The following is a 6,464-nucleotide window of genomic DNA, read 5'->3' on the forward strand; positions in this document are numbered from 1 at the left end:
TGCTAGTTAAAGCGCAATGATGAATCGGCAGCCAAGCGGGCACCCTCACGCGCGAGCCAGTGCGCGCCCCGTTCGTCCGCCGCGTGAACGCGGGACGTGGAAGGCGTTCGCCCTCGCCGCGCTGATGCACGTGTTGCTCGGCATCCTGCTGTATCACGGCGTGAACTGGCAAAACAGTACGCCCGCGGGCGCCGAGGCCGAGCTGTGGACCGATATCCCAGACGTCCCCGCGCCACGCGTGGTTCCACCGCCGGCGCCGCCGGTCAAGGTACAGCCTGCGCCGCCCCCGGCGAAGGACGAGGAAGCCGATATCGCGCTGCAGGAAAAGAAGCGCAAACAACAGGAAGCAGCGGCGCGCGACGCGCAACTCGCGGAACAGCAGCGCGCACAGCAGTTGGCCCAGCAAGAAGCCGAAGCTAAACGTCAGCAACTGGCGGCGCAGCAGGCAGCCGCAGTCGCGGCGCAAAAAGCGGTGCAAGAGAAGCAAGACAAACTCGACAAGCAAAAGCTCGCCGATAAGCAGAAGCAACTCGCTCAGCAAAAGCTTGACCAGCAGAAAGCGGATCAGGCTAGGGAAAAGGAAGCTGAGGCCGCGAAGGCTTCGCAGCAGCAGAAGGAAGACGCTGACGCGAAGGCGAAGGAACAAGCCAAGGCTCAGGCCGATGCAAAGGCAAAAGCCAAAGCCCAGGCCGACGCTCAGGCGAAGGCCAAGCTCGACAAGGAACGTAGCGCGCGTCTCGCGCAGTTGCAGGGCATGGCGGGCGGCGGGACAAGTTCGAGTGGCGAGGGATTAGCCAAGAGTGGGACGGGTACGGGATCGGGCGGGACGGCGGCATCGGCGGGATATGCCGAAAAGGTGCAGCGTCGCGTGCGTCCGAACATCGTCTGGGCGGGCGACACGACGGGACTTGAAACCATAGTCGCCGTTCGTTGCTCGCCGACGGGCACGCTGCTGTCGGCGACGATATCGCGTTCGAGTGGCAACGATCAGTGGGACGCCGCCGCGTTGCGCGCGGTCAACCGCTCTGATCCAATGCCCCTCGACACCAACGGCGAGGCCCGCGCAAACTTCACGATCACGCTGCGCCCGGCGGGCGGCTAAGGCACACCGTACGCAGAAAGTAACAAAACGTTACGGCACTGACACCCGGTCGGGAACGAATGCTGCGTTAACCGGTCTGTCCTGCAGTCGCCGATAGTTTAAACGTCGTTTTTTCTGGAATCTGATACATGAGTTTGATGACGAAGCTTGGCCTCAAAACGCTGGTTGCAACCTGCCTGATTGCTGCTGGAACGGCAGCCCAGGCGCAGTTGAATGTGCTTGTGACGGGCGTCGGCTCCACGCAGTTTCCGATCGCCACCGCCACCTTTGCCAACGAAGGCAGTTCGCCCGCGCAGGTCAGCGCGATCGTGCGAGAGGATCTGGCGCGCAGCGGCAAGTTCACGAACATCGATGCGGGCGCTACGCCGGTGTCGGAGACCGATTCCGTCGATCTCGGCAGCTGGAAGGCAAAGGGCGCCGACGCGTACGTGTCCGGCAGCGTGAATCGCCTGCCTAATGGCCAGTACGAAGTGCGCTTCCGTCTCTACGATACGGTCAAGCAGGAAAGCCTGGGTGGCCTGTCGCTGGTGAGCCCCGAAAGCGGCCTGCGCATGAGCGCGCACAAGGTTTCCGACTACATCTACGCGAAATTGCTGGGCGGACGTGGTGTGTTTGCTACGCGCCTTTCGTACGTGATCAAGACCGGCGGCCGATACCAGCTTCAAATCTCCGACTCGGACGGCCAGGACGCGCGCATTGCGTTGTCGAGCCCAGAACCGATTATTTCGCCCGCGTGGTCGCCTGATGGCACCAAGGTCGCGTATGTCTCGTTCGAAAAGAAAAAGCCGGTTGTTTATATCCACGACCTGCCGACGGGTCGTCGCGTGATCGTGTCGAACCAGAAGGGCAACAACAGCGCACCGGCGTGGTCGCCGGACGGCAGCAAGCTGGCCGTCGCGTTGTCGACGACCGGCAACACCCAGATTTTCCAGGTGAATGCGGACGGCAGCGGTTTGCGTCGATTGACGCAGGGTAGCTCCATCGATACCGAACCGGCCTACTCGCCCGACGGCAGTTCGATCTACTTCACGAGCGACCGGGGCGGCGCGCCGCAAATCTACAAGATGCCGGCCAACGGCGAGAGCGCGGGCTCGGCGCAGCGCGTGACATTCACGGGCAATTACAATACAAGCCCGCGCGTAAGTCCGGACGGCAAGCAGATTGCCTACATTTCGCGTGTCGGCGGTGCTTTCAAGCTGTATTTGCTCGACCTTGCATCCGGCACGGCGACCGGCCTCACCGACACGACCCACGACGAATCGCCGAGTTTTGCGGCGAACGGCCAGTACCTCCTCTATGCCACGCAGGTGAACGGACGTGACGTGCTGGCAGCGGTGTCGACCGATGGCCGTACGCGGCAAGTCCTGTCACTCTCGGGCGGCAGCGTACGCGAACCGTCCTGGGGACCGTTCATGCAGTAACAGCAAGATCATGCTGCCGGTGTATGCAACAAGCGCAGGCAACAAACCCAAGCAGCAAACTTAGGCAATAATTCAGGCAATACAACAAGGAGAGTAACCATGATGTCAAAAATTCGTGTCGGCTTTGCCGTCGCCATGGTCGGTGCATTGGCCGCATGTCATTCAGGCGTGAAGCTGGACGAAGGCGCAAACGCTAACAAAGGCCCGGTTGCGCAAACCGATCAGAACGCAGTCCAGCAAGTCAACGTTGATCCGCTGAACGATCCGAACAGCCCGCTCGCAAAGCGCAGCATTTACTTCGATTTCGACAGCTACGCCGTTCGTGACGACTATCAGCCGCTGCTGCAACAACACGCGCAGTACCTGAAGAGCCATCCGGAACGTCACGTGCTGATTCAAGGCAACACCGACGAACGCGGCACGAGCGAGTACAACCTGGCGCTTGGCCAGAAGCGTGCTGAAGCTGTGCGTCGCTCGTTGTCGCTGCAGGGCGTAGCCGACACGCAAATGGAAGCTGTGAGTCTCGGCAAGGAAAAGCCGCAGGCAACCGGGCATGACGAAGCATCGTGGGCGCAGAATCGCCGCGCTGACCTCGCTTATCAACAGTAACGTAACCTGTCACGGGTGAGTCGCCGTATGTTGCATCGCTTCCTCTCACTGCGCGCAATCGCAGTAGCTTGTGTACTCGGTTCGGCCATTGCGGGCGGATCCGCCCATGCGGCATTGTTCGATGACAATGAAGCGCGCAAGGCCGTGCTCGATTTGCGCACGAAGACGGATGGCCTGGCGAGCCAGCTTTCCGCCGCCCAACGCACGATCCTCGATCAATCGAATCGTATCGACCAGTTGAACCAGCAGGTCGCTACCCTTCGAGGCCAGAACGAGGATATGGCCAACCAGTTGACCACGTTGCAGAAGCAGCAAAAGGACTACTACGCCGACCTCGATGGCCGGTTGAAGAAGTTTGAGCCGCAGCAGCAGACTGTGGACGGCGTGCAGGGCTCGGTGCAACCGGGCGAGACCGACGCGTTCAACGCGGCGTCGACTCAGTTCCGTAACGGTGACTTTAAAAATGCCGCGGCGTCTTTCAAGGCGTTCGTGGCGAAGTACCCGCAGAGCCCTTATCAGCCGACCGCGCAGTACTGGCTCGGCAACGCGCTGTATGCACAACGCGATTACAAGGGGTCGACCGCGACCTGGCAAAATCTGGTGAAGAATTATCCGACGCATCCGCGTGCGCCGGACGCGCTGCTGGCAATCGCGAATAATCAGATCGAGCAAGGGCAAAAAGCCGCTGCGAAGAAGACGCTGGATCAGATCATCTCGGACTATAGCGGCACCGAAGCCGCAACGTCGGCTGAAGGCAAGATGTCGCAAGTGAAGTAAGGCGAACGGTTTTTTTGCGCCTCTCGTTGAAAAAGCCCACGGCGTTTGCCGTGGGCTTTTTCTTTGGTGCGTCGGCGATGGACGGGGGCTAGGGGCGTTCGTCCGGGTGTTTTTGAGTCGCCCGGCGTTGACAATCCGAAACCCCTGTGACTATAATTCCGCCTCTTTGGGCCGTTAGCTCAGCTGGTAGAGCAGCGGACTTTTAATCCGTTGGTCACAGGTTCGAATCCCGTACGGCCTACCAAAGACATGAAGGGCTCAGCGCAAGCTGAGCCCTTTTCTCGTTGGGAAATGGCGGGCGCATCCACGACCACACACTCCACCCTCACCCCACCCCGCAAGCCGCCGGCAGATCCACATAATCACCGGCCTTCACCCCATCGCCGCAACGCGGACACGCGGGGTCCCGCAGCAACCGCAAGCGATTAAAACGCATTCCCAGCGCGTCGAACTGCAGCAAGGTCCCGGACAGCGGCTCACCAATACGCAAAATCAACTTCATCGTCTCGGTCGCCTGCAACAACCCGATCACACCCGGCAGCACGCCAAGCACGCCGGCTTCAGCACAGTTGGGCGCGAACTCCGGCGGCGGCGGTTCCGGAAACAGGCACCGATAGCAACTGCCCCCCTCCCACGCGGGCGAGAACACGCTGACCTGACCATCGAAACCTTGCACCGCGCCGTAGACCATTGGCAGGCCCAGCCGCACGCAGGCATCGTTCACCAGATACCGCGTGGAAAAATTGTCAGAACCGTCGATCACGACATCGTGTCCGCCGAGTAACGCCTCGACATTGCCCGCCAGCAACCGCGTGCGTTGCGGTTCGACCACCACATGAGGATTGAGCGCCGCCAGGGTGCGGCAACCCGACTCGACCTTGGGCGTACCGATGTCGGCATCGCGATGCAATACCTGGCGCTGCAGATTGCTACGATCGACGAGATCATCGTCGATAAGCGTCATGTGGCCAATCCCGGCTGCCGCCAGATACAAAGCCGCCGGCGAACCCAGCCCGCCCGCGCCAATCAACGCCACCCGCGCGGCAGCGAGCTTGCGCTGCCCGTCCAGTCCCACTTCGGACAGACGCAAATGCCGCGAATATCTCTCAAGAAAATCAGCGTCGGCAGTAGCCGCGCTCATTGGCAAACCGACCGCTTTCCAGCGCGTAGTGCCACCGCCGACCGATAGGACATGCGTGTAACCCCGCGATTGCAGCAGCCTCGCACACTGCAACGAACGTGCGCCCACCCCGCAGATCAGCACGATCTCGCCGTCAACATCAGGCAACCATACACCCGGATCAGCCTCCAGCCGCCCCCTGCTAACGCCAGTCGCCCCCTCGGCCATTCCGGCCGCGCGCTCGCCATCTTCACGCACGTCCACCAGCAACGCGCCCGATCGCTGGCGTTCGTAAGCCTGCTCCGGGGACAGTTCGACAATCGCCTCATTCATGATCGTGCTCCTTATGAGCGAATCGGAATCAGCTTACGGTGACCAGGCGGGTGAACTCCCGCAGGAGATCGTAGCCGTCCCACACCGTGGAGAATTCGAGCGCACGTCCGATCGGCGTGATGCGATCGATGCCTCGTCCGCCTGCTCGCTGGGCAAACGAACCCATCTCTTCGACAGTGAAGCCGAAATACGTCAGCGTCTGATCCTGGCGATGCAACAGGGGTATCAGCTCGTCGAGCGAGTCCAGGCGCAGATGGGGAAACGTCCCGGCGCCAAGCCAGCGGCGCGGGAGACGAACAGGCGTGATGAGTCGCACGAAGGCGATCTCGTTGCCGATAAAACGCACGTCATCGGCTATTCCTTCTGCAGCCAGACCGTAGGTCGCAACATGCTTCTGGATAGCCATCGCCGCGTCCATGCGCGGCCCGCGGACCTCTACCGTTTGAAATAGCAACTCCGCGAATGCGACCTGCGCAGCCGCCACATCCTGATCCGTGCCGATCCAGAAAATCGTTCCGGGAGACGCGCATGCCGCCTGACCAAATAGGTAGGCATCCGAATGAAATGCCTCAACCGTCCGCTTGCGCTGAGGCGTATCGGCCTGAAGAAAGGCTGTAGCGCGAATCACCGCAAACGAAGACCGGTTCGGGAAGGTTAGATCCCGCGCCGATGGCCGCAGCGGTGAACGACGGATATCGTCGATGGCTCGATCGCCGCCCCACAACACACGCAAGTCACAGGCGGCAGAAAGCGCCGATGTCGCAGCCTCGTCACGATGATCGTAGCTCACGATCCGCTGCGTCTGCGCCACCACGGGATCGGCCTCAACCAGGCTCTGCGTCAAGGCGGCGAGTACGGCGTCGGTGGCTTCTCCGCCACGATCCGATACCCGCACGACGTTGTGGTTTCCGGCCAGTGCGGACAATGCCCAGGAGTAGACGAACACCGTATCGGCATTGCCCGGTGCGATGTGAAAGACCAGTCCCCGAGGGAAACGCAGCGTACCGTCCCCGGTGTCAAGTCGCGCCAGTTCCGAACCCAGATGGCCACGACGAAGGTACGCGCCAAGCGGCCCCAGTTCCGGATGGCGTCGCGCCAGCGC

At 61.4% G+C, this 6,464-nt stretch carries 6 protein-coding genes and 1 tRNA gene; 5 read left to right on the forward strand and 2 right to left on the reverse strand.

The genetic code is table 11. The features are described from left to right. Positions 1-19 precede the first annotated feature (19 nt). The 5 genes from tolA to WCA53_RS00625 all read left to right on the forward strand — a co-directional run bounded on the left by tolA (position 20) and on the right by WCA53_RS00625 (position 4,153). Positions 20-1,102 (forward strand): cell envelope integrity protein TolA, encoded by a 1,083-nt coding sequence (tolA, locus tag WCA53_RS00605; RefSeq protein ID WP_423904181.1) that lies wholly within the window; start codon positions 20-22, stop codon positions 1,100-1,102. Between the two features lie 128 nt (positions 1,103-1,230). Beyond that, a complete protein-coding gene (gene tolB, locus WCA53_RS00610; RefSeq protein WP_423904183.1) occupies positions 1,231-2,523 on the forward strand; it encodes a Tol-Pal system beta propeller repeat protein TolB in 1,293 nt (430 codons plus the stop codon). 99 nt (positions 2,524-2,622) lie between these two features. Then, positions 2,623-3,132 carry a peptidoglycan-associated lipoprotein Pal gene (pal, locus tag WCA53_RS00615; protein WP_423904186.1) on the forward strand — a complete coding sequence of 170 codons (510 nt, stop codon included), beginning with the start codon at positions 2,623-2,625 and terminating at the stop codon, positions 3,130-3,132. 27 nt (positions 3,133-3,159) lie between these two features. Beyond that, positions 3,160-3,909, forward strand: coding sequence for a tol-pal system protein YbgF (gene ybgF / locus WCA53_RS00620; protein WP_423904191.1), 750 nt, complete (start codon positions 3,160-3,162; stop codon positions 3,907-3,909). A gap of 168 nt (positions 3,910-4,077) precedes the next feature. After that, positions 4,078-4,153 (forward strand) — tRNA-Lys (locus WCA53_RS00625). A gap of 81 nt (positions 4,154-4,234) precedes the next feature. Here the strand turns inward: WCA53_RS00625 and moeB are convergent. After that, positions 4,235-5,362 carry a molybdopterin-synthase adenylyltransferase MoeB gene (gene moeB, locus WCA53_RS00630; protein ID WP_423904195.1) on the reverse strand — a complete coding sequence of 376 codons (1,128 nt, stop codon included), beginning with the start codon at positions 5,360-5,362 and terminating at the stop codon, positions 4,235-4,237. A 28-nt stretch (positions 5,363-5,390) separates the two neighbouring features. Beyond that, positions 5,391-6,464, reverse strand: a 1,074-nt coding sequence (locus tag WCA53_RS00635; RefSeq protein ID WP_423904200.1) for an acyl-CoA reductase, incomplete at its 5' end; no start/stop codon positions are given.

Source organism: Caballeronia sp. (assembly GCF_049581465.1).
In the GTDB taxonomy this organism is placed as follows: Bacteria; Pseudomonadota; Gammaproteobacteria; order Burkholderiales; family Burkholderiaceae; genus Caballeronia.

Excerpts from the sequence above, each read along its gene's own strand:
- tolB (WP_423904183.1), top strand. The coding sequence starts at position 1,231 with ATGAGTTTGATGACGAAGCTTGGCCTCAAAACGCTGGTTGCAACCTGC.
- pal (WP_423904186.1), top strand. The coding sequence starts at position 2,623 with ATGATGTCAAAAATTCGTGTCGGCTTTGCCGTCGCCATGGTCGGTGCA.
- ybgF (WP_423904191.1), top strand. The coding sequence starts at position 3,160 with ATGTTGCATCGCTTCCTCTCACTGCGCGCAATCGCAGTAGCTTGTGTA.
- moeB (WP_423904195.1), bottom strand. The coding sequence starts at position 5,362 with ATGAATGAGGCGATTGTCGAACTGTCCCCGGAGCAGGCTTACGAACGC.
- tolA (WP_423904181.1), top strand. The coding sequence starts at position 20 with ATGAATCGGCAGCCAAGCGGGCACCCTCACGCGCGAGCCAGTGCGCGC.